General features: G+C 63.9%; 20 protein-coding genes. 3 read left to right on the top strand and 17 right to left on the bottom strand.

The features are described 5' to 3' along the window. Window positions 1–4: 4 nt before the first annotated feature. The 10 genes from IRZ77_RS02755 to bamA form a co-directional block, all read right to left on the bottom strand. Complete coding sequence (locus IRZ77_RS02755) at window positions 5–1,021, bottom strand: ABC transporter permease (RefSeq protein ID WP_108480969.1); 1,017 nt, start codon at window positions 1,019–1,021, stop codon at window positions 5–7. Then, window positions 1,021–2,079: a microcin C ABC transporter permease YejB gene (locus IRZ77_RS02750; protein ID WP_196172806.1), complete on the bottom strand. Its 1,059-nt coding sequence runs from the start codon at window positions 2,077–2,079 to the stop codon at window positions 1,021–1,023. The genes IRZ77_RS02755 and IRZ77_RS02750 overlap by 1 nt, the downstream gene beginning before the upstream one ends. After that, a complete protein-coding gene (locus IRZ77_RS02745) occupies window positions 2,076–4,019 on the bottom strand; it encodes an extracellular solute-binding protein (RefSeq protein ID WP_375136302.1) in 1,944 nt (647 codons plus the stop codon). Before IRZ77_RS02745 ends, IRZ77_RS02750 begins: the two co-directional genes overlap by 4 nt. 11 nt (window positions 4,020–4,030) lie before the next feature. Then, window positions 4,031–4,312, bottom strand: a complete 282-nt coding sequence (locus IRZ77_RS02740; protein ID WP_016715592.1) for a peptidylprolyl isomerase — start codon at window positions 4,310–4,312, stop codon at window positions 4,031–4,033. Window positions 4,313–4,392: 80 nt separating this feature from the next. Further along, the gene (locus tag IRZ77_RS02735) at window positions 4,393–5,448 is read right to left on the bottom strand and encodes a 3-deoxy-7-phosphoheptulonate synthase (protein ID WP_108480968.1); all 1,056 of its coding nucleotides are present in this window, start codon (window positions 5,446–5,448) and stop codon (window positions 4,393–4,395) included. 556 nt (window positions 5,449–6,004) lie between these two features. Then, the gene (locus tag IRZ77_RS02730) at window positions 6,005–6,556 is read right to left on the bottom strand and encodes a YbhB/YbcL family Raf kinase inhibitor-like protein (RefSeq protein ID WP_108480967.1); all 552 of its coding nucleotides are present in this window, start codon (window positions 6,554–6,556) and stop codon (window positions 6,005–6,007) included. A gap of 48 nt (window positions 6,557–6,604) precedes the next feature. Beyond that, a complete protein-coding gene (locus IRZ77_RS02725) occupies window positions 6,605–6,913 on the bottom strand; it encodes a hypothetical protein (RefSeq protein ID WP_137164031.1) in 309 nt (102 codons plus the stop codon). A 146-nt stretch (window positions 6,914–7,059) separates the two neighbouring features. Next, entirely contained in the window at window positions 7,060–8,025 is a 966-nt protein-coding gene (locus IRZ77_RS02720; RefSeq protein ID WP_108480964.1) for an endonuclease, read from the bottom strand. A gap of 14 nt (window positions 8,026–8,039) precedes the next feature. After that, a complete protein-coding gene (locus IRZ77_RS02715; protein WP_108480965.1) occupies window positions 8,040–8,423 on the bottom strand; it encodes a hypothetical protein in 384 nt (127 codons plus the stop codon). Between the two features lie 145 nt (window positions 8,424–8,568). Beyond that, entirely contained in the window at window positions 8,569–10,932 is a 2,364-nt protein-coding gene (bamA, locus tag IRZ77_RS02710; protein ID WP_196172804.1) for an outer membrane protein assembly factor BamA, read from the bottom strand. Window positions 10,933–11,128: 196 nt separating this feature from the next. Here bamA and IRZ77_RS02705 point away from each other — a divergent pair, with 196 nt between their 5' ends. Continuing rightward, window positions 11,129–11,830, top strand: a complete 702-nt coding sequence (locus IRZ77_RS02705) for a response regulator transcription factor (protein ID WP_046614105.1) — start codon at window positions 11,129–11,131, stop codon at window positions 11,828–11,830. Continuing rightward, window positions 11,827–13,089 (top strand): HAMP domain-containing sensor histidine kinase, encoded by a 1,263-nt coding sequence (locus IRZ77_RS02700; protein WP_085600947.1) that lies wholly within the window; start codon window positions 11,827–11,829, stop codon window positions 13,087–13,089. The genes IRZ77_RS02705 and IRZ77_RS02700 overlap by 4 nt, the downstream gene beginning before the upstream one ends. A gap of 120 nt (window positions 13,090–13,209) precedes the next feature. Here the strand turns inward: IRZ77_RS02700 and IRZ77_RS02695 are convergent, their stop codons facing one another. The 7 genes from IRZ77_RS02695 to IRZ77_RS02665 form a co-directional block, all read right to left on the bottom strand. Beyond that, window positions 13,210–14,394: an MFS transporter gene (locus IRZ77_RS02695; protein ID WP_108481169.1), complete on the bottom strand. Its 1,185-nt coding sequence runs from the start codon at window positions 14,392–14,394 to the stop codon at window positions 13,210–13,212. Window positions 14,395–14,618: 224 nt separating this feature from the next. Beyond that, window positions 14,619–15,089: an Lrp/AsnC family transcriptional regulator gene (locus IRZ77_RS02690; protein WP_046614108.1), complete on the bottom strand. Its 471-nt coding sequence runs from the start codon at window positions 15,087–15,089 to the stop codon at window positions 14,619–14,621. A 20-nt stretch (window positions 15,090–15,109) separates the two neighbouring features. After that, on the bottom strand, window positions 15,110–16,405 hold the full coding sequence (locus IRZ77_RS02685) for an NAD(P)/FAD-dependent oxidoreductase (RefSeq protein ID WP_108481171.1): 1,296 nt from the start codon (window positions 16,403–16,405) through the stop codon (window positions 15,110–15,112). 97 nt (window positions 16,406–16,502) lie between these two features. Further along, window positions 16,503–17,342, bottom strand: a complete 840-nt coding sequence (locus IRZ77_RS02680; RefSeq protein WP_046614110.1) for an ABC transporter substrate-binding protein — start codon at window positions 17,340–17,342, stop codon at window positions 16,503–16,505. A 61-nt stretch (window positions 17,343–17,403) separates the two neighbouring features. Beyond that, window positions 17,404–18,168, bottom strand: a complete 765-nt coding sequence (locus IRZ77_RS02675; protein ID WP_108481172.1) for an amino acid ABC transporter ATP-binding protein — start codon at window positions 18,166–18,168, stop codon at window positions 17,404–17,406. A 15-nt stretch (window positions 18,169–18,183) separates the two neighbouring features. Beyond that, window positions 18,184–19,149, bottom strand: coding sequence for an amino acid ABC transporter permease (locus IRZ77_RS02670; RefSeq protein WP_085600943.1), 966 nt, complete (start codon window positions 19,147–19,149; stop codon window positions 18,184–18,186). A 285-nt stretch (window positions 19,150–19,434) separates the two neighbouring features. Further along, entirely contained in the window at window positions 19,435–20,316 is an 882-nt protein-coding gene (locus tag IRZ77_RS02665) for a LysR family transcriptional regulator (RefSeq protein WP_046614113.1), read from the bottom strand. Window positions 20,317–20,486: 170 nt separating this feature from the next. Here IRZ77_RS02665 and IRZ77_RS02660 point away from each other — a divergent pair, with 170 nt between their 5' ends. Continuing rightward, window positions 20,487–22,130, top strand: a complete 1,644-nt coding sequence (locus IRZ77_RS02660; RefSeq protein WP_013972567.1) for an acetolactate synthase large subunit — start codon at window positions 20,487–20,489, stop codon at window positions 22,128–22,130. The last annotated feature ends 53 nt before the right edge of the window (window positions 22,131–22,183 follow it).

Genomic DNA, 22,183 nt, shown 5'->3' with positions numbered 1-22,183 from the left:
AAACTTATCCCCTGGGGTCGAACGCCTCACGCAAGGCATCCCCGATAAACACCAGCAGCGACAGGATCACCGCCAGGGCAAAGAACGCGGTAAAGCCCAGCCACGGCGCCTCCAGGTGCTGTTTGCCCTGGGTCACCAGCTCTCCCAGCGAAGCACTCCCGGCCGGCATGCCGAACCCGAGAAAATCCAGCGCAGTCAGGGTGGTGATCGCCCCGGTCAGCATGAACGGCACATAGGTCAGCGTTGCGTTCATGGCATTGGGCAGGATGTGCCGCAGCATCACCTGGCTGTCTGGCAACCCCAGCGCCCTTGCGGCCTTCACGTACTCCAGGTTGCGACCGCGCAGGAACTCGGCACGCACCACATCGACCAGGGTAAGCCAGGAGAACAACGCCATGATCCCCAGCAGCCACCAGAAGTCCGGCTCCACGAACCCACTGAGGATGATCAGCAGGTACAGCACCGGCAACCCCGACCACACCTCCAGCAGGCGCTGGCCGACCAGGTCGACCCAGCCGCCGTGGTAGCCCTGCAGGGCACCGGCCGCCACCCCGATCAGCACGCTGACCACGGTCAGGGCGAAGGCGAACAGCAAGGATACCCGGGTGCCATACAGCACTCGGGCCAGCACGTCGCGACCCTGGTCGTCGGTACCCAGCCAGTTGCTCGCGCTTGGTGGGCTGGGCGTGGGCACCTGCAGGTCGTAGTTGGGGGTATCGGCGCTGAACGGGATCGGGGCGAACAGCATCCAGCCACCTTGCTGCTCGATCAGCTGGCGTACATAGGCGCTGCGGTAGTCTGGCTGGAAGGGCAACTGGCCACCGAACTGCTGCTCGGTGTAGCGCTTGAGCGCTGGCACGTACAGGTCGCCCTTGTAGCCCAGCAGCAGCGGTTTGTCGTTAGCCACCAGCTCGGCACACAGGCTCAGTAGCAGAAGGGCGGCGAACAGCCACAGCGAAACCCAGCCCAGGCGGTTGCGGCGAAAGCGTTGCAGGCGACGACGCGAAAGCGGTGAAAGCATCAGCGGGCCCTCGTGTCGAAGTCGATACGCGGGTCGAGCAGGGTGTACGACAGGTCACCGATCAGGCGGATCAGCAGGCCCGCCAGGGTGAAGATGAACAGCGTGCCGAACACCACCGGGTAATCGCGCGACACGGCCGCCTCGTAACTCATGCGGCCCAGGCCATCGAGCGAGAAGATCACCTCGATCAGCAACGAGCCGGCGAAGAATACCGTGATCAACGCCTGCGGCAAGCCGGCCACCACCAGCAGCATGGCATTGCGCAGCACGTGGCCATACAGCACCCGACGCTCGCTCAGGCCCTTGGCGCGGGCAGTAACCACGTATTGCCGGGAAATCTCGTCGAGAAAGGCGTTCTTGGTCAGCAGCGTCAGGGTGGCGAAGCCGCCGATCACCAGGGCGCCGACCGGCAGCACCAGGTGCCAGAAGTAGTCCGCGACCTTGCCCAACAGGCTCAGCTCGTCGAAGTTGTCCGAGACCAGGCCGCGCACCGGGAACCAGCTGAGCGAGGTGCCGCCGGCGAACAGCACGATCAGCAACAGGGCAAACAGGAACGAGGGCAGGGCATAGCCGACCACGATCAGTGCACTGCTCCAGGCATCGAAGCGGCTGCCGTGGCGCACTGCCTTGCGGATGCCCAGCGGGATGGATACCAGGTAGGTGATCAGCGTGGCCCAGAAGCCCAGCGACAGGGTGACCGGCAACTTATCGAGGATCAGGTCGGTGACCTTGGCGCCGCGGAAGAAGCTGTTGCCGAAGTCCAGCCGGGCGTACTGGCCCAGCATCAACCACAGGCGCTCGGGGGCGGACTTGTCGAAGCCGTACTGGCGCTTGATCTCCTCGATCAGTTTCGGGTCCAGGCCACGGGTGGCACGTGACTCGCCGTGCACCACCTCGGCCCGGGCACCGGGGGCGCCGCCGCCGATGCCTTGCAGGCGCGCCACCGCCTGCTCCACCGGGCCACCCGGCGCGGCCTGGACAATGGCAAAGTTGACCAACAGGATCGCCAGCAGGGTCGGGATGATCAGCAACAGGCGGGGCAGTATGTAGGTGGTCATGGCGAGGATTTCCGGCGTTCGGCCATTTGCGCGTTGGTCAGCGCGGTAGGGCTGACTTCCCACCAGGTGTCCAGGCCTTCGTCATAGGCAGCCTGAACCTTGGGCAGGCCGAAGCGGTTCCACCAGGCAGTGGAACTGCCGGGCGGGTAGTAATTGGGGATCCAGTAATAGTTCCATTGCAGAACCCGGTCCAGGGCACGGGCGTGATGCAGCATGTCGGCCTGGGTGTCGGCGCGCACCAGGCCGTCGATCAGCCGGTCCACGGCAGGGTCCTGCAGCACCATCAGGTTATTCGACCCAGGGTCGTGGGCCGCTGCCGAGCCAAAGTAGTTGTACAGTTCGGCACCAGGCGACAGGGTGACCGGGTAGCCAGTGACGATCATGTCGTAGTCACGTGCCATCAATCGGTTGACGTACTGGGCCGAATCGACGTTACGGATTTCCAGGGTCACGCCAATCTGAGCCAGGTTGCGCTTCCACGGCAGCAGCAGGCGCTCCATGCCTGCCTGGCCGTTGAGGAAGGTGAACGCCAGCGGCGTGCCCTGGCTGTTCACCAGGCGGTCGCCTTCGGGCCGCCAGCCGGCTTGCTCGAGCAGCGCCAATGCCTGCAGCTGCTGCTTGCGGATTATCCCCGAACCATCGGTGACCGGGGCGGTGAACACGGTACTGAAGACTTCGTCCGGTACCTTGCCGCGCAACGGCTCGAGCAGTTTCAACTCGTCGGCATCCGGCAGTTGACGTGCAGCCAGCGGGGTATTGGAAAACACGCTCTGCTGGCGGATGTACATGTTGCGCATCATCTGCCGGTTGCTCCACTCGTAGTCCCACAGCATGCCCAGCGCCTGGCGCACGCGACGGTCCTTGAACTGCGGCCGGTCGAGGTTGAACACGAAGCCCTGGGCCACCTGCGGTTTGGCCGGGCCCAGGTGGGCGCGCTGCAGGCGGCCGTCGTCCAGTTGCGCGCCGTTGTAGCCCAGCGTGTAGGCGGTGGCGGAGAATTCGCGGTTGTAGTCATAGCCGCCGCCTTTGAGCACCTGCCGCGCCACTTCGGTATCGCCGAAGTACTCGATGCGCAGCTTGTCGAAATTGTAGCGACCACGGCTGACCGGCAGATCGCGCGCCCACCAGTTGGCGTCCCGCTCGAAGGTGATGCTGCGGCCGTTGTCGATGCGCCCGATACGGTACGGCCCGCTGCCGACCGGCTTGTCGAAGCCAGCACCGTTGGCAAAATCGCGCTGCTGCCAGTCGTGTTCGGGCAGTACCGGCAGGCTGGCGAGGTCCAGCGGCAGGGTGCGCCCGTGGTCGGGCTTGAAGTCGAAGCGCACGCTGTGCGGGCTTTCCACGATGACGGCGGCGACATCGGCGAACTGGGTGCGGTACTTGAGGCTGCCCTTGCTCATCAGCAGCTCGAAGGTGAAGCGTACGTCCTCGGCGCGCACCGGCTTGCCATCGGCGAATGTGGCGCGCGGGTCGATCTCGAAACGCATCCAGGCATCCTCCGGGCCGCGCTCCATGCGCCGGGCGATCAGGCCGTAGACGGTGTAGGGTTCATCGAACGAGCGCACGGCCAGTGGCGCGTACAACAGGCCATCGACCTCGCTGACACCGATGCCTTTGTCGATGTACGGCAGGATATGGTCGAACTGGCCGATCTCGATGGCCGAGCGGCGCAGGATGCCGCCTTTGGGGGCGTCGGGGTTGACGTAGTCGAAATGCTGGAAGCTGGCGTTGTAGCGGGGGGCTTCGCCGTAGACGGTGAGGGCGTGGGTGGGTGCAGCCTGGCTATTGAAGGAAAAACAAAGCAGAAAAAGGTAACACAAGGCCTGTGGGAGCGGGTTCACCCGCGAAAGCGCCAGATCAGGCAACGACGTTGCGTGAACGGACGCATTCGCGGGTAAAGCGCAGCGGCGCACCGCCGCTCCCACAGGGGACATGAGCAGCTACTGGCTACTTAGTCCTGGCGGCTGGTCACTTCCAGCAGGTGGTAGCCGAACTGGGTCTTCACCGGGCCTTGCACGGTATTGACCGGGGCGCTGAACACCACGGTGTCGAACTCCTTGACCATCTGGCCCGGGCCGAACGAGCCCAGGTCACCGCCCTGGCGGCTGGACGGGCAGGTGGAATTGGCTTTGGCGATTTCAGCGAAGTCGGCGCCTGCTTCGATCTGGGCTTTCAGTTCGTTGCATTTATCGATGCTGCTGACCAGGATGTGGCGGGCGGTTGCACGGGCCATGGGTACTGCTCCTTGGGGTAAAAAAGGCAAGCCTAGCGCACTTGTCCGGGGTATGTCTCGCCAGGCTTGCGTCCCGCTACCTAGAGTTTTTGTGCCGCCTCGCGCAACAGGGTTTCGGTCGAGGCCCAGCCCAGGCAACCGTCGGTGATCGACACGCCGTATTTCAGCGCGCCCTTGCCCAGCGCCTGGCAGCCGTCGAACAAGTGCCCTTCGATCATCACGCCGACGATCGAACGGTCGCCGGCCAGGCGCTGCTCCAGCACATCGTTGAAAACCGCCGGCTGGCGCGCCGGGTCCTTGCCGCTGTTGGCATGGCTGCAATCGACCATGATCCGCGCCTGCAACCCGGCCTTGGCCAGCGCCTGGCGGGCCATGGCAATGCTGTTGGCATCAAAGTTCGGGCCCTTGTGGCCGCCGCGCAGCACCAGGTGGGTGTCCGGGTTGCCCAAGGTCTCGATGATGGCCGGGTAGCCCTGCGCATCCATGCCGAAGTGGCGGTGCGGGTGGGCGGCGCTGCGCATGGCGTCGCTGGCGATGGCGATGCCACCGTCGGTGCCGTTCTTGAAACCGACCGGCAACTCCAGGCCACTGACCATTTCGCGGTGGATCTGCGACTCGGTGGTGCGTGCGCCGATCGCGGCCCAGGCCAGAAGGTCATCGAAGTAGCCGGCGGCCATTGGCTGCAGCAGCTCGGTGGCAACCGGCAGGCCGCGTTCGATCATGTTCAGCATCAGCCCGCGGGACAGGGCGATGCCGGCGTGCATGTCGTCGCTGCCATCGAGGTGCGGGTCGTAGGCCAGGCCTTTCCAGCCTATCGTGGTGCGGGGTTTTTCGACGTAGGCGCGCATCACCAGCAGCAGCTTGTCGTCGACTTCGCGGCTGAGCGCGGCCAGGCGGTCGGCGTATTCCAGGGCCGAGCGCGGGTCGTGGATCGAGCACGGGCCAACGATCACCAGCAGGCGCTGGTCGCGGCCTTCGAGAATGTCGCGGATGGCCTGGCGGTGGGCCTGGACTTGCAGGGTAAGTTCGCTGGACAGCGGCATTTGCTGTTTGAGCAGGTGCGGGCTGGGCAGGCGCTGGCTGACGGTGGTGTTGGCCGCTTGCGACTGGGTCAGGGCGAGGCTGGAAGCTTGCATGGCGTTTTTTTCCCTGGGCGGACGGCGGGTTCTGGCCCGCGTGGTCGGCCCTATCGAGGTGTTCGACAGATCGTTGAATTCGTGTTGGCTGCTGCATTGCCACCTGTGGACGACCGAACGGAGGCGGCAGGCTGGCCCGAACGGGATTGGCTAAATCGCCAGGCGAAGGTGTTTGCGTAGTAATAAGTGGCGTAGTTCATGAATCTGTCCTCAATGTGAATCGGTGTTGTTCAAAGGCCTGAAAAGCAAAACCCCCGGTCGGGGAGCCGACCGGGGGTTTGAGTATTCTCATGTTCGGCGGCCCCTCGAAGGTGGGCGCCGTGTGGGTATCGGCGCCTAGTGGCTAAACCAATACCCGAAGTAATAGCTGGCAGGTGCCACGCAGCCGGCAACAGCCAGCACAGGGCGCAGGGTGCGACCGGTGTGGTTGGCGTGATTGCGGGTGTGTTTCGGCATGTTGCTCTCCAGTGAATGAGCCCGAGCTTACTTCAGTTCGGCCGGGCCATTCAATGGATAAATGCTGGGGGGATGATCAATTGTTTTTGTACTGCCTGGTTCAATGACCATAGCGCCCGACAAGGCTCTGCGCGCCGAGTGCGTGACCTTGCAGCAGTTGCAGCAGGCCGCTGCGGTCCAGGCCTTCAGGCAGGGTGCCCAATGGCAGGTCGGTGGCGATCAGCGTCAGTGCGTAGTGGTGCGGGTTGTCGCCGGCGGGTGGGCAAGGGCCTCGGTAGCTGAGTGTGCCCCGGGAGTTGCGCCCCACGGTCACACCTTGCCCGGTCACCCCTGCGGCGCCTTCCTTCAGCCCATCCTGGGCCGGGTCGATGTTGTAGGCGAGCCAATGGACCACGCCAATGCCCTTGCCGCCATCCGGGTCGAACATGATCAGTGCCAGCGACTGGGTCCCTGCGGGGAGGTTGTCCCAGCTCAGTTGCGGGGTGCGCTCTTCGCCGGCACCGCAGGCCGGGTCCGGGCCAACCTGTTGCAAGGCGATCACGCCGCCGTCGGTGAACGATGATGAACTGATCGACAGCGCGCCCTGGCCGCCAGCAACGGCCAAGGCGCTGCACGGCAGCAGGGCGGCGAGCAGCCAGGGTTTGAGGTTCATGGCGGGTCCTTGGCAGGGCGTTCCGGCGCAGTGTAGCCCAGGCCGGCCTCAATGGCTGTCCTGGTCCTCGGCGGTGCCACCGGTGTGCCCGGCTCCGGAGCCAGTGGCTTCGCCGGTGCTGTTGGAACCGCCAGCGGCGCCGTCGGCGGCATCGCTGTTGCTGCCGGTGTCGCTGCTGTCGTTGGCTTTGCTGCTGCCAGGGCTGTTGACGCTGCTGTCTTCACCGGCGGTCTTGCCACCGTACTGGTCGGTTTGCGGACGGCTGTCGGTGTCTGTGTCAGTGGCAGCGAAGCTGGTGCCAGTGACGCTGGCCAGGGCAAGGGCAAGGCACAGTGAGAGTGGGCGAATGCGGATCATGGAACGTCTCCTTTGCGGATGATCTGTCATTCGTTGGGCTGGGGGCGGGGAGTGGGGTGCCGTCTGGGCGACGGATGGTCATTGTTGCGGGCTGCTGTGCAGCCCGCTCGATTGCAAAGGTGCCGCGCGGGCCCCGAGGAAGGCGCTCAGCGGCAGTTGCCCGCCTTGCGATAACCCGCTGCCTGCGCCTCACCCTCTGTGGCGAAGGTGACCTGGTTCTTCGCGGTAACCTGGGTATAGCCCGGGCAGCCGACGGAAAGGTGATAGACATGGCTGTTGCGGTTGCCAAGCACAGCCCCCACCGACCCGGCACTGGCCAGGCTCGGCTTGGCCTCAGGCTTGGCGGCCTTCGCCGGCACCGCTTGTACCACGCCACTGCCGACCGGCTTGTAGTTGGCGGTCCATTTGCGTTCCCCGGTGACGAAGGGGTTGGCATGCCCCATGATCGCGGCAATGCGCCGGTCACGCTCTTTCTCCCAGGCCGACACTGGGTGCTGTTTGTCCCAGGCCATCAGCAACTGTTGCTGTTGGCGCGACATGCTCAGCTTGTAACGGTCGTACATGTAGAAGGTGGTGCGGGCGACCAGCCCTTTCACTTCGTCACGTGGTTCGGCAGCACGCTGCACGAAGTCCACCTTGGTGGTGCACTGCCCATATTGCCCTGCATTGCCAGCAACCATGCCGTAGTTGAAATTGCTGCGGTCGCCGTTTACCTCACCCACTGCCGGGTACAGGTTGAACAGGTCGGCCTCCATGGCGCGGAACACCGGGTCGTCATCCACGCAATGCTCGCGGCCACCGTTCTTCCAGCACTGGCGCTGGTTGCCGAAGGTGTAGGCCGGCACGATGTGCTCCCATTCGGTGCGTTCGGCGCGGTTCTGCTGCTTGCGGGTCTGGTAGCCGCACGAGGAGGCATCAATACGCCCGCCAGACTTGCCCACCCAGGCCCATTTGCAACCGCAGTACAGGTCGCCCATGGCACTGCTGGCCTGGTCCATGTACACCTTCTGCTTGGCCACCACCTTGGCTTCGGTGAAGGTCGCCGGTGGGCTGGCCAGGGCAGGGAGGGTGAAGGAAAACAGTAAGGATACGGCGTAAAGCAGTGATTTCATGGGAAAAACATATTTCAGGTTGGGGCATGCATTGTAATCATTTCCTTCGGGCAGGCCAGCTCGCTGATCCACACCAGTGGGCGGCGCGGGTCGTCGCTGCCCATGTTGCTGAACGTGGCCGAGTCGAGCATGGCCTTGAGTTGGGTGGCCATGCGCAGCAGGCGCTCGATAAAGCCGGTGCCGACGGCGCCGGTGTCCTCCAGGGAAACACCGCTCTGGTTGTGCTGGATTGCCAGGTGGTAGTGGCTGACCCCGGCACCGTTGCCACTGCCGCCCAGCACCACGCTGAAGCGCGGGCCGAGCAGCCCGGCCAAGCGCTGCTGGACCAGGTCGAGTAGCGCGACCGGGACTTCGTCGGGGCGCAGTGAAGTGGGGAAGCATGGTGTGAAGGGGGGCATGGGCATGTCCTGCTGGGCGGGTACGAGTCCTGGCCAGCTTAAGCAAGGTCACTGTCAACTTGGGTTAAGCAGAGGTAAAAGCGGGTAATGCTCAACGCCAGCTCGGTGCGGTCGCTGCAGGAGCAGCCTTGCGCTGAGTCAGGCATCAGAAGGTCTGCCCCAGCGAGAACTGGAACATCTGGGGTTCTGCCCCATCCGGCTTCTTCAGCGGTGCCGCCAGGCTGAAACTCAGCGGCCCCATTGGGCTGTACCAGGTCAAGCCAATGCCCAGCGACACGGCCATCTGAGCCAGGTCCACGCTGCCGCAGCCCTGGGTGGTCGACAGGTAGCAGGTATCGGCGTACACGTTGCCGGCATCGACGAACACCGAGCTGCGCAGCTGGCTCTGGTCCTTCACGAACGGCAACGGGAAGATGTACTCGGCACCGCCGGCAATCAGGATGTTGCCGCCCAGCACGTCGGTGTCACGGTCGGAGTAATAGGCCTGTCCGGCGCTGGCATAGGTGCCGGTGGCCGGAGTATTGCGCGGGCCGAGGCTGCCGTCCTTGAACCCGCGCACCGAACCCAGCCCACCTGCGGTGTAGCTTTCGTAGAACGGCAGCCCGTCGGTGGAGCCGTAGCCGTTGCCGTAGCCCAGGCTTGTATGCAGGCGCAGCGAGGTGTTGCTGGTTAGTGGCAGGTAGGTCTGGCCGCTGTAGTCCAGCTTGTAGAACGACAGGTCGCTGCCAGGGGTAGTGGCCATCACCGTCAGGCTCTGCGAGTGGCCGCGGGTAGCCAGCACGCCTTTGTTCAGGGTCGACTCCGACCAGCCGATCGAGGCCTTGAGGTTGTTGAAGCTCTTGCCCTCGCGTGCGATGAAGTCGTAGATCTCGTCGGCGCTATAGGTGCCGGGCGAGATATTGTCGTGCTGCAGGGTCAGGCCATAGGTCAGGCGCGAGGTTTCGTTGATCGGGTAGCCAAAGCTGACCCCGGCACCGTAGCTGTCGATCGCGTAATAGGAAACGCCATCGTCGTAGTAATCGCTGTAGTCGGTGCTGTTGTAGAACAGGTTGTAGCCCAGACTGACGCCATCGGCGGTGAAGTAGGGGTCGGTAAAGCCGAAGTTGTACTTGGTCTGGTACTCGCTACGGGTCAGGCCGATCGACACCTTGTTACCGGTACCGAGGAAGTTGCTCTGGCTGATCGAACCACCGAGGATCAGGCCGGCGCTCTGGGCAAAACCGACGCTGGCGGTGATCGAGCCGGAAGCCTGCTCCTCAACGCTGTAGTTGACGTCGACCTGGTCGTCGGTGCCCGGCACCGGTGGGGTCTCGACGTTCACTTCCTTGAAGAAACCCAGGCGCTCCAGGCGGGTCTTGGACTGGTCGATCAGGTAGGTCGAGGCCCAGCCGCCTTCCATCTGGCGCATTTCGCGGCGCAGCACTTCGTCTTCGGTCTTGGTGTTGCCGCGGTAGTTGATGCGGTTGACGTAGGCACGCTTGCCCGGGTCGACCACGAACATGATGTCGACGGTGTGGTCTTCATCGTTCGGCTGCGGCACGCCGTTGACGTTGGCGAAGGTGTAGCCTTCGTTGCCCAGGCGGCGGGTGATCAGCTCGGAGGTGCTGGTCATCACCTTGCGCGAGAACACCTGGCCAGGCTGCACCAGCAGCAGCGACTTGACCTGGTCTTCCGGCACCTTCAGGTCACCGGACAGCTTCACGTCGCGGACGGTGTACTTCTCGCCTTCGTTGATGTTGACGGTGATGTAGACGTGTTTCTTGTCCGGCGTGATGGACACCTGGGTGGAAGCGATGTCCATGTTGATGTAGCCGCGGTCCAGGTAGTAGGAACGCAGGCGCTCCAGGTCACCGGAGAGCTTTTCGCGGGCGTACTTGTCGTCGTTCTTGAAGAACGACAGCCAGTTGGTGGTCTTCAGCTCGAACAGCTGCGCCAGGGTCTCGTCGTCGAACACGTTGTTGCCAACGATGTTGATGTGCTGGATGGCGGCGACGGTGCCTTCGTTGATCTTGATCTTCAGCGCCACACGGTTGCGCGGCTGCGGCACCACCTCGGCGTCGACCTCGGCCGAGTAGCGGCCCTGGGCCACGTACTGGCGCTGCAGCTCGTTACGCACACCTTCGAGGGTGGCACGCTGGAAGATCTCGCCTTCGGCCAGGCCCGATTGCTTCAGGCCCTTCATCAGGTCTTCGGTGCTGATGGCCTTGTTGCCTTCGATCTCGATGCTCGACACCGACGGGCGCTCGACCACGTTGATGATCAGGACATTGCCATCGCGGTTCAGCTGAATGTCCTGGAAGAAGCCGGTCTTGAACAGGGAACGGGTCGACTCCACCAGTCGGCGGTCATCGGCCTGGTCGCCGACGTTCAGCGGCAAGGCACCGAAGACACTGCCGGCGGAAACCCGCTGCAGGCCGTTGACGCGGATATCGGCGATCCTGAATGGGGAGGCCTGGGCCAGCGTGGCGTTCAGCAGCAGGACGGAGAGCAACAGGCGCGGGTAGTTCATCGAGGGTTCCAGACAAGCGGATTCGGAGGGAGCAAGCGCGGGCAACCCGCATGCAGCGGGCGATGAGGATACGGGCGGGCTGTGTTCGGCGCGGTTAGCCGAGGGTAAAGATGTGTAAAGTCCGACCGCCCGGCGGTGACAGTGCCGGCCGCCGGGGCGATCATTGCAACCCCTACAATCATGATTCCTGGCCCTGATGATCCCCGTGCTGCTGGTCGACGATGACCGCGAACTCACCGAAATGCTCTCTTTGTACCTGGCCCGCGAAGGGTTCCAGGCCACCGCCGTCGATACTGGCGAGGAGGGCGAAGCCCAGGCATTGACCGGCAACTATCAGGTGGTGGTGCTGGACGTGATGCTGCCGGGCATTTCGGGCATCGAAGTGCTTCGGCGCGTGCGTGCGCGCAGCCAGGTACCGGTGCTGTTGCTGACAGCCCGGGGCGACAACATCGACCGCATCGCCGGCCTGGAACTGGGCGCCGATGACTATGTGCCCAAGCCCAGCTCCCCCGGCGAACTGGTGGCGCGCCTGCGGGCGATCCTGCGCCGTGTTCAGCCACAGCCGATGGGTGACGGCATGGTGCCCGAGGCGCCCGAACAGGTGCGCAGCGGTGCCTTGAACATGTGGCCCGGTCGCCGCGAAGCGCGTTGGGGCGCTGCCACCCTCGAGCTGACCGGCTCCGAGTTCAGCCTGCTCGAAGCGTTGGCCCGCCAGGCCGGCCAGCTGGTCAGCAAGCAGGACCTGTCGCTCAATGCCCTGGGCCGGCCGCTGACCCGTTACGACCGGCGCATCGACGTGCACATCAGCAGCATCCGGCAAAAGCTCGGGCCGCGCGCCGATGGCAGCAGCTGGATCCAGAGCGTGCGCGGCATGGGCTACATGCTGATTGTCGAATGATGCGCCGGCGGCTGTTCTGGAAGCTGTTCCTGGCCTTCTGGCTGGCCAACACCCTGACCTTCCTGGTGGGCGCGGGCGCCTTCATGCTCAATGACCTGCGTGGTGATACCCCGGCGCTGCGTTCGCTGCTGGCCACCGAACTGCAGCTGTTGCAACGTTACGGCGAGCAGGCTGGCCGACAGTTGCTCGAGGTATTGCCGCAGCCGCCGGATGTGCAGGTGGGCCTTTACGATAGCCAGGGCAGGTTGCTGGCCGGCAGGGCGGTATCAGTGGCGCGGTTCGAGCAGGCGCTGAGCGACCGTGACGGCCGCCCGCTGGTGCTGCGCGCTTCGGTGGCCACGACCATTGGCGAGCCACCACGCCCGCGCGGCATGGGCCCGCTGTTTACCGGCACGCTGATGAGCGCGCTGTTCGCCTTGCTGTGCAGCCTGTACCTGACCCGCCCGCTGGCCTGGCTGCGCGAAGCCATGGGCCAGGTCGCCCAGGGCCGTTTCGAGGTGCGGGTCAAGCCCAGGCTGGGCAAGCGCCGCGACGAAATCGTCGAACTGGCCGAAGACTGCGACCGCATGGCCGGTCAGCTCAAGGCGTTGGTGCAGGCGCAGCAGAATCTGCTGCACGATATTTCCCACGAACTGCGCTCGCCGCTGACCCGCATGCATGCCGCCATCGGCCTGATGCGCCAGCAACCGGACCGGCTGGACATGCTTGAACGGGTGGAGCGCGAGTCGCGCCGCATGGACGACCTGATCGAGCAGTTGCTGACCCTGGCCCGCGCCCAGTCCCGGCAGGGGGACGACTTCGCCAGCCTCGATGTGGTCGAACTGCTGGCGCAAATCGTCGAAGACGCCCGCTTCGAGGCTGGCATGAAACAGTGCCAGGTTTGCTTGCAGGCCCAGGGCACGTTCATCACTCATGGGCATGAAGAACTGCTGTACCGGGCGTTCGAGAACATCATCCGTAATGCCGTGCGCTACACCGCAGCGGGTACCGAGGTGTTGGTCGAGGCCGCGCTGGCACCGGGCGGGCAATGGTTGCAGGTCAGCGTCAGCGACCATGGCCCGGGCGTCGAGCCGGCGCGCCTGCAGCGCATCTTCGAGCCATTCGACCGCGGCACCGACAATGACGGTGACGGCTTTGGCCTGGGCCTGGCGATTGCCCAGCGGGCCGTTGCCTTGCACGGCGGCAGCATCACCGCATTGGCTGCCGCGAGTGGCGGGTTGCGGGTGCGCATCGAGCTGCCGCAGGCAAACCCTGGCTGAGCAAGGCCGCTCCCCCAGGTACAGCGACAACCTCGAGAGCAACGCTGTACCTGTGAGAGCTGGCTTGCCGGCGATGGGCTGCATGGCAGCCCCGTTCAAGCTATCTGTCAGGCCTCAACCTTAGTGCCCACCCTTCATCCGCCGTGCCACCAGGTAGATCCCCAGCCCGACCAGCGCCGTAGTCGCGCCGATGTAACCGGTGCTGGTCCAGCCCATGCCTGCGGTAATCGCCATGCCACCCAGCCACGGCCCCAGCGCATTGGCCAGGTTGAACGCCGCATGGTTCGACGCCGCCGCCAGGCTTGGCGCTTCATGGGCAATGTCCATCAGGCGAATCTGCAACGGCGCCGCAAGGGCGATCATGGTGCCGACCAGGCCAATGCCCAGCAGCAGGCTCCACAGCGCCTGCGCGGCAAAGCTGAAGAACAGCAGCACGGCAATCGACCACACCAGTACCAGCCCGACGGCGCGGAACTGCAGGCGGTCGAACAGCTTGCCACCGGCGATGTTGCCGACGATGCCACCGAAGCCGAACGCCGCCAGGCCGAACGGAATCCACTGCGGTGACACCTGGGTTACCTGCAACATGGTCGGCGCAAGGTAGCTGAACACACAGAACATGCCGGAAAAGCCGATCGAGGCGATGCCCAGTGCCATCCACACTTGCGGCAATGTGAATGCTTGCAGTTCCTTGCGCGGGTCGCTGCGTACTTCATCGTGACGCTGGGGCACGATGTGCCAGACCAGAGCGATGGTGCTCACGGCGATCGCGCCGACCAGCACGAACGCCGAGCGCCAGCCGAAGTACTGGCCCAGCAGGGTGGCAACCGGGTTGCCGAGCAACATGGCCAGGGTCAGCCCCATCATCACCCGGGCCACGGCTCCCGCCCGCTGGTCCTTGGCCACCATGCTCGAGGCCACCACCGCCGCGATGCCGAAGTAGGCGCCATGGGGCAGGCCGCTGATGAAACGGAAGGCGACCAGGCCGCCGAACGAGGGGGCGAAGGCGGTAGCCAGGTTGCCAAGGGCGTACAGCGCCATCAACAACAGCAGCATGTGCTTGCGCAACAGCCGAGCGCCGAGGATCGCCAGCGTGGGGGCGCCAACCATCACCCCCAGCGCATAGGCGCTGATGGCATGGCCCACCTGGGGCTCGCTCAATTGCAAGTTGCTGGCGATATCGGGCATCAGGCCCATGATGGCGAACTCGCCGGTGCCAATGGCAAAGCTGCCCAGCGCCATGGCGGCTTCCATTTTCGCGACGGTACTTTTACCAGGGAGAGGGGGTAGTTCCTGAACTGACATCTGGGTCCTTGTTGAAACATGCTGAAACGTTCAAGGCGGGATCATAGTCAATCCGTGCCGGTGACGTCGAGGAAGGTGGCCGGCTTCCTCGTACTCTTACGTCTGGCGGGGGCACATGTGGGAGCGGGCATGCCCGCGAAGAGTCCCGCACGGATGGCACCGGCTGCGCCGGTGTTCGCGGGCACGCCCGCTCCCACAAGGCCTTGGAAAAGCCTGGGAGGGGGTTACAACGTCAGCTTCTTGCTGAACTTGGTCTCCATGACAATGTGCGACGCCGTATGCGTCACGCCCTTGATCATGTTGATACGGGTCAGCTCGGCATTCAGTTCGCCCAAGGTATGGGTGGTCAGGTGGATGATGAAGTCCATTTCGCCCGACACCGCGTACACCGCCTGCACCGACTCCATCTTGCGCAAGGTGGTCATCACGTCGGTGTAGCTCTTGTTGCTGCAGGAGGTCATGGTGAAGCAGTTGATCACCTGCTGCAGCTTGTCCTGGTCGATGCGCACGCTGTAGCCGGTGATCACACCGGCGTTCTCCAGGCGGTTGATGCGCTCCTGCACCGCCGAGCGCGACACACCCAGCTTGCGTGCCAGCGAGGCGGTGGGCTCACGGGCGTTGGCCTGCAGCAGCGCCAGCAACTGGCGGTCCTTTTCGGTAAGTTTGAACAGCGCGCCGGGGGGGAGGGCGTCCATGGCGACTCCTGGTAGTCGTTCTAGTTGTTGTATTGCGAGCGTGCTTCCTGAAACCGGTCCATCAGCTTCAGCCCGGTATACACCGCTTGTGCCGCAGCAGGCCCGAACGGCCCGCCGTTCCATTCCAGGCCATAGGCATCGAACAGGCGATAACGGTCGGTTTCGCCGCACACCGCCTCGGCGACCACCCTGGCGCCCACGGGTGCGGTGTTCATACCATGCCCCCCAAACGAAGTACAGGCCCACAACCCGGGGCCCAGAGGGCCGATGTGCGGCATCTTGTGGCGGGCGTAGCCCATCAGCCCGGACCAGGCCTTGGCGATTTTCAAGCCCTGCAACTGCGGATATACGCTGAGAATGTCACGGGTCAGCAACTGCCCGAGCCGTTGTTCGTCCTGCAGATTGCGGGTGGTGATATGGCCACCCCAAAGCAGGCGATCACCCTCGACGATACGATAGTAGTCCGAGGCGCGGCGGTTGTCGCCGACGGCATCCGTGGTACGTACCACGTCATTCAGGCGTTCACCCAGGTGTTCGGTGAGTACCACGTAAGTGGCGATAGGCAGGAAAGCTCGGCGCAGTCGGCCGAACTCGGCGCCGCCGTAACCGCCGCAGCAGTACACCACGTCGGCACAGGTGACCGCGCCGTGGGCAGTGGTCACGCGGTGATGCCCGGCCTCGCGTGCTACCCGCAGCATGGGCGATTGCTCGTGGACGCGGCCGCCGGCAAGCTCGACCAGCTCGGCAAGGCCCAGGCAGTAGTTCAGCGGGTGAAAATGAAAACCATGGCTGTCGCGCAGCCCCTGGTAGTAGCGGTCGGTGTTCAGGTGGCTGCGTAGCGTAGGAGTATCCAGGTATTCCATCTCGAAACCGAAATCACGGGCCATGCGGTCGCGGGTGCGCTGCAGGTTGTCGGCGTCGTCGTAGCGCACCACGCTGAGTTTGCCGGTGGTCGCGGCACAGCCTGGCAACTGGTGGCGGGCGATGGTGTCGCGGACGATATCGACGCCCTCCAGTGACAGCCGGAACAATGCAGCCGCTGTCTGCTTGCCGCAGCGCCGTTCGATGGCCGACAGCCCCTCGGACCAGCCCTGCAGCACGAAGCCGCCATTGCGCCCTGAGGCACCCCAGGCAACTCGAGCGGCTTCCAGCAATACCACCGAGCGCCCGCGCGCCAGCAGTTCCAGGGCTACGCTCAGGCCCGCCAGGCCACCGCCGATGATGCACACATCGGCTCGGGTTTCGCCGGCCAAAGCCGGGCGTTGTGGGGCTGGACGCATGGTTCCGGTGTAGTAGTTGTTGCTGTAGCTGAACATCGGCTGGGTCATCCTTTTACTGGGCGTTGCATGTTCCACGGGCACGCGGGGGCCGCACGCCCTTCAGCTGAAGGGCGTTGGTCTGTGGGTGATGGGGTTACTGCACTTGCGTGAGGTCGGCGCCGTACCACTTCTCGGACAGCTGCTTCAACGTACCGTCGGCCTTCATGCTGTCGACGGCCTTGGCCAGTTCGGCATTGAAGGCGTCGTCGCCCTTGTCGGTGGCGATGGCCAGCGGTTCGTAGTAGGCGGGCTTGCCCTGCACCGGCGCAATCGGGTAACCGGCCTTGATCGCACCCATGATGGTCGGCAGCGGCGACAGTGCGGCATCCAGGCGCGTGCCGTTGCCCATGCGCAGGTCATCCAGCGGGCCCATGCTGTCGCCGTAGGTCTGCACATCGCCAGGCTCCACGGTGTAGCTGAACGCAGGTACGTCCGCCGCGTCGATCTTCAGCCGGCGGTTGATGTAGTCCTCGGAGGTAGTGCCGGCCTCGACGCCGATGGTCTTGCCGTTGAGGTCGGCAGCGCTGGCGCCGGCGGCATCCTTGTGCACGGCGAACATGTAGGGGGTGTAATAGTAGATGGCCGGGAAGTCGAGTACGCGGCCACGCTCGGTGGTAGGCGTCATCGACCCGACCGACAGGTCCCAGCGGCTGGCCCAGCGCCCGGCAGTGATGATGCCGTACTCGGGGGTGACAAAGGCTACGGTGGTGCCCATGCGCTTGCCGATTTCGTTGGCAACATCGATATCGAAGCCCTTGAGGGTGTTGTCCTCGCCAAGGAACGACTGCGGTGGCCAGTTGGCGGCGGTGGCCACTTTCATGACCTTGCTCTGGTGGATGCGATCCAGGGTGGCGCCCGCCCAGGCGGCACCGGTCATCAGGGCCAGGCTACCGGCGACGGCGGTGAGTGCGAACAAGCGTGCAAGTGGGTTCATTCGATAAGTCTCCGGGTATGCAATTGTTGTTGTGGTGTTGGCACAGCGGTAGACACAGGCCTCAGTGGCTGAGAATCTGCGAAAGGAACTCCCTGGCGCGGGCATGGCGCGGGTTGTCGAAGAAGTCGTTGGGCCGGGCCTGCTCGATGACCTGGCCCTGGTCCATGAAGATGATGCGGTCGGCAACCCGTCGGGCGAAGCCCATTTCGTGGGTGACACAGAGCATGGTGATGCCATCCTGGGCCAGCTCACCCATCACATCGAGCACTTCCTTGACCATCTCCGGGTCCAGTGCCGAAGTGGGTTCGTCGAACAGCATGATCCGCGGCTTCATGCACAACGCGCGAGCAATGGCTACCCGCTGTTGCTGGCCACCGGAAAGCTGACCGGGGAACTTGTCGGCCTGGCTGGCGATGCGAACCCGCTCCAGGTACTCCAGGGCCAGGGCGCGGGCCTGGGCCTCGCTGAGCTTGCTGACCAGGCGCGGCCCGAGCATCAGGTTTTCCAGCACGGTCAGGTGCGGGAACAGGTTGAACTGCTGGAACACCATGCCGACCTGGCGGCGAATGGCGGCCACGCTGGCGGCATCACGACCCAGCGGGTTGCCGGCGATCAGCACCTGGCCTTTCTGAAAGTCCTCCAGCAGGTTCAGGCAGCGAATCAGCGTGGACTTGCCCGAGCCTGACGGGCCGCAGACCACCACGATCTCGCCGCTGGCTATTTCCAGATCGATACCCTTGAGTACGTGAAACTCGCCGTACCATTTCTGCAGACCGCGGATCGACACGGCGGCCTGGGCGGCAGCGGGGGTGACTACTTGATTCATCGTGATGCTCCTCGATCAGCGGTGGGCGCGGTCGAAACGTTTTTCCAGGCGCGACTGCACGGTTTCGAGCAGGATCGACAGCACCCAGTACAGGACGGCGGCGGTAATCAGCATTTCCAGGTGGCGGAACTCCGCGCGGCCCTGGGTGCGGGCCAGGAACATCAATTCCCACACGCCGATCACCGACACCAGCGAGCTGTCCTTGAGCATGGAGATGAACTGGTTGCCGGTGGGCGGGATGATCAGGCGCATCGACTGCGGCAGGATCACCCGGGTCATCGCCTGGAAGGGTGTCAGGCCAATCGCTCGCGAGGCTTCCCACTGCCCGCGCGGGATGCTGCTGATGCCGGCGCGGAAAATTTCCGTCATGTAGGCGCCATAGCACAGCGACAGGGCCAGGATGCCCGCCGGCACTGCACCGACCACATAGCCGAGTTGGGGGATGCCGAGATAGATCAGGTAGATCTGGATCAGCAGCGGTACACCGCGGAAGAACGAGGTATAGAAACTGGCGATGGCGATGGCGAAGCCGTTGGACGACAAGCGTGCAGTGGCACCCATCAGGGCCAGGACGAAGGCGATGGCGATCGAGATCGTGGACACGTAGACGGTGGTGAACACCCCTTGGGTGATCATGAAGCCGACCTTGCTGGCAATGAAGCTGTAGGACAGGTCGAAGGTGTCGAAGAACAGCAGGAACAGCAGCAACAGTTCGAACCAGACGGTGATCACCTGGGCCCGTAGCGCAAAGCGGCCGAGGATGAACAGATTCAGTACCAGGGTGATGGCCAAGGTCCCGGCCACGGCCATGTTGCGCAGTAGCGGTGCCTGCAGGTCGAGCACGATCGGGCCCATCAGCCGGGCCAGGCTACCGTCGCCCACGCCGTAGAGCAGGGCGAGTGCAAAGATTACGGTGGTGGCCAGGGCCATGAACGCAGGGTTGTCGGTCGCACGCGGTTTGACGATGTGGTCTCTGTACATGGGGTCGTGCCTCACGGAGCTGGGCTCGTTTGTTGTTGTGAGGCCATTGTAGGGAGGCGAAGCGCATGCAAGAACCTGACGAATTGCAACGATTTACAGGTTTGTATTGGCATTTGGTGGGAGCATTACCTGACATTTGCTGCCTGCCCCCGTTAAATCGTCTGCCACCGGTTGCGCGGGTATTCGCGGCTAAAGCCGCTCCCACAGGGATCACTGCAGGCTTGCGGTATGCACTCCCCCTGTGGGAGTGGCTTTAGCCGCGAAGAAGGCCGGCACAGGCTGGCTTCAACGCTCCAGGTAATGGGTCTGCGCGGCAAAATCGATGAAGCGCTTGCTGGCCAGCGACAGGTATTCCCCCGAGCGCCAACACAAGCGGAAGCTCATCTGCTGCGCTGGCTGGAACGGTACGCCGACGATGCCCGGCGTGCGCTGTTGCACCGAGCGCAGCAGGGTCGCCACGCCCATGTTGTCCAGCGCGGCCTGCACCACCAGCGACACGAAGTTGCTCTGCAGCGCTACCTGGTAAGTGATGCCATGTTCGGCGAAGAACGCGTCCAGCAGGTGGCGCTGCACGAAGGTGCGGTCGAATACCACCATGTCGGTATTGCGCAGGTCCTCGGCCGTGAGAAAGGCCTTGCGGGCATAGGGATGGTCAGGGTGCATGCACGCCAGCATCTCGTCGCTGCCCAGCAGGATCGATTCCTTGTCGGGCGGCACGCGCCTGGACTCCAGCAACGCCAGGTCGATTTCCCGTTGTTCCAGGCGATGGCCGATGTCCTCGGCACTGCCTTCGAACACGGTCATGGCAATACCCGGGTACAGCTTGCGGAAGGCGTTCATCAACCCGGGTACATAGTGCAGGCCGAACATTGGCGGGATACCCAGGCGCACTTCGCCGCGCTTCAGGTCGGCCATGTCGCGCAGTTCTTGCCGGGCAACATCCATTTCGCGCAGTGCCGATTCGATACGTGGCAGAAACCGTTCGCCCTCGGCCGTCAGGAGGACTTTGCGCGTGGTGCGGTTGAACAGGGTCACGCCCAGTTCTTCTTCAAGACGGGTAACGGCCATGCTCAGTGCCGGCTGGGCGATATGCAGGTGCTGCGCGGCTTTGGTGAAGCTGCCTTGGCGGACGATTTCGACGCAGCAGCGCAATGCCTTGAGGTTCATGGAGGGGGTTTACCGTTCATAACAAACTGTGATGCCAAGCATCATAACAATATATTTATTATTATTAACCAGAGGGCCTACGATGCGCGCCACTGAGACATCCTGCAACATCTCAGTCACGCAGCTTAATAAATCTGCAATCCCACAAAGATTTTGAGGTAGTACCCCAAATGGCCAAGGCCGCCGATGTCGTTGTGCAATGCCTGGAAAACGAAGGTGTCGAGTATGTGTTCGGCATTCCCGGTGAGGAAAACCTCGACCTGCTCGAATCCCTGCGCAAGTCGAAGATCAAGCTGGTACTGACCCGTCACGAGCAGTCCGCAGGTTTCATGGCTGCCACCTATGGCCGCCTGACCGGCAAGACCGGCGTCAGCCTGTCGACCCTCGGCCCTGGCGCCACCAACCTGGTCACCGCCAGCGCCTACGCCTACCTGGGCGGCATGCCGATGATGATGATCACCGGCCAGAAGCCGATCAAGAAGTCCAAGCAGGGTCGCTTCCAGATCATCGACGTGTGCGGCATGATGGACCCCATCACCAAGTACACCCACCAGTTCGCTTCCGCCGACAACATCCCGTCGCGCATGCGCGAAGCCTTCCGCCTGGCCGAAGAAGAAAAGCCGGGTGCCGTGCACCTGGAGCTGCCAGAAGACATCGCCGCCGAGCAGACCGACGCACTGCCTATCCCGCCAAGCCTGCACCGCCGCCCGCTGGCCGAGCACGTGGCGATCGACGCTGCCGTGCAAAAGTTGCTGAACGCCCGCAACCCGATCCTGGTGATCGGCGCCGGCGCCAACCGCAAGATGACCGCCAAGGTCCTCAAGCAACTGATCGACAAGACCGGCATCCCGTTCATCACCACCCAGATGGGCAAAGGTGTGGTCGACGAGCGTCACCCACGCTTCCTTGGCAACGCCGCACTGTCGTCGGGTGACTTCGTGCACCGCGCCGTCGAAGCCGCCGACCTGATCGTCAACATCGGCCACGACGTGATCGAAAAGCCGCCGTTCTTCATGGTCCGTGGCGGCACCGAAGTCATCCACATCAACTTCCGCTCTGCCGAAGTCGATGCCGTGTACTTCCCGCAGGTGGAAGTGATCGGCGACATCGCCAACGCCGTGTGGCAGATCAGCGAAGCGCTGAACGACACTTCGCACTGGGACTTCACCCGCCTGATGGCGATCCGTGAAGCCAACGAAGCACAGATCGCCGAAGGTGCCGACGATAACCGCTTCCCGGTCTACCCGCAGCGCATGGTCGCCGACATCCGTCGCGTGCTGCCGTCCGAAGGCATCGTTGCCCTGGACAACGGCATCTACAAGATCTGGTTCGCCCGCAACTACAAGGCGCACAAGCCGAACACCGTGCTGCTGGACAACGCCCTGGCGACCATGGGCGCCGGCCTGCCATCGGCCATGGCCGCGCACCTGGTGCACCCGGACCGCCCGGTTATTTCGGTTTGCGGCGACGGTGGCTTCATGATGAACAGCCAGGAGCTGGAAACCGCGGTACGCCTGGGCATGCACATCACCGTGGTGATCCTGCGTGACGACGGCTACGGCATGATCCGCTGGAAGCAGGCGAACATGGGCTTCACCGATTTCGGCCTGGACTACGGCAACCCGGACTTCGTCAAATACGCCGAAGCCTATGGTGCCAACGGCCACCGCGTGGAAAGCGCCGAAGGCCTGCTGCCGCTGCTCGAGCACTGCATCAAGACCCCGGGCGTGCACGTGATCGACTGCCCGGTCGATTACAGCGAAAACGACCGCATCCTCAACAGCGAACTGCGTGAGCGCGCGCTGGCGGTGTAAGGCCTGAAAGGATCGGCGCCACCGTAGGGCAGGCGCCGATTCCCTGTTTTCTG

Source organism: Pseudomonas pudica (assembly GCF_015680405.1).
GTDB lineage: Bacteria > Pseudomonadota > Gammaproteobacteria > Pseudomonadales > Pseudomonadaceae > Aquipseudomonas > Aquipseudomonas pudica.
The sequence above is the reverse complement of the archived record's forward strand: the minus strand, read 5'-3'. Positions and strand labels throughout refer to the sequence as shown.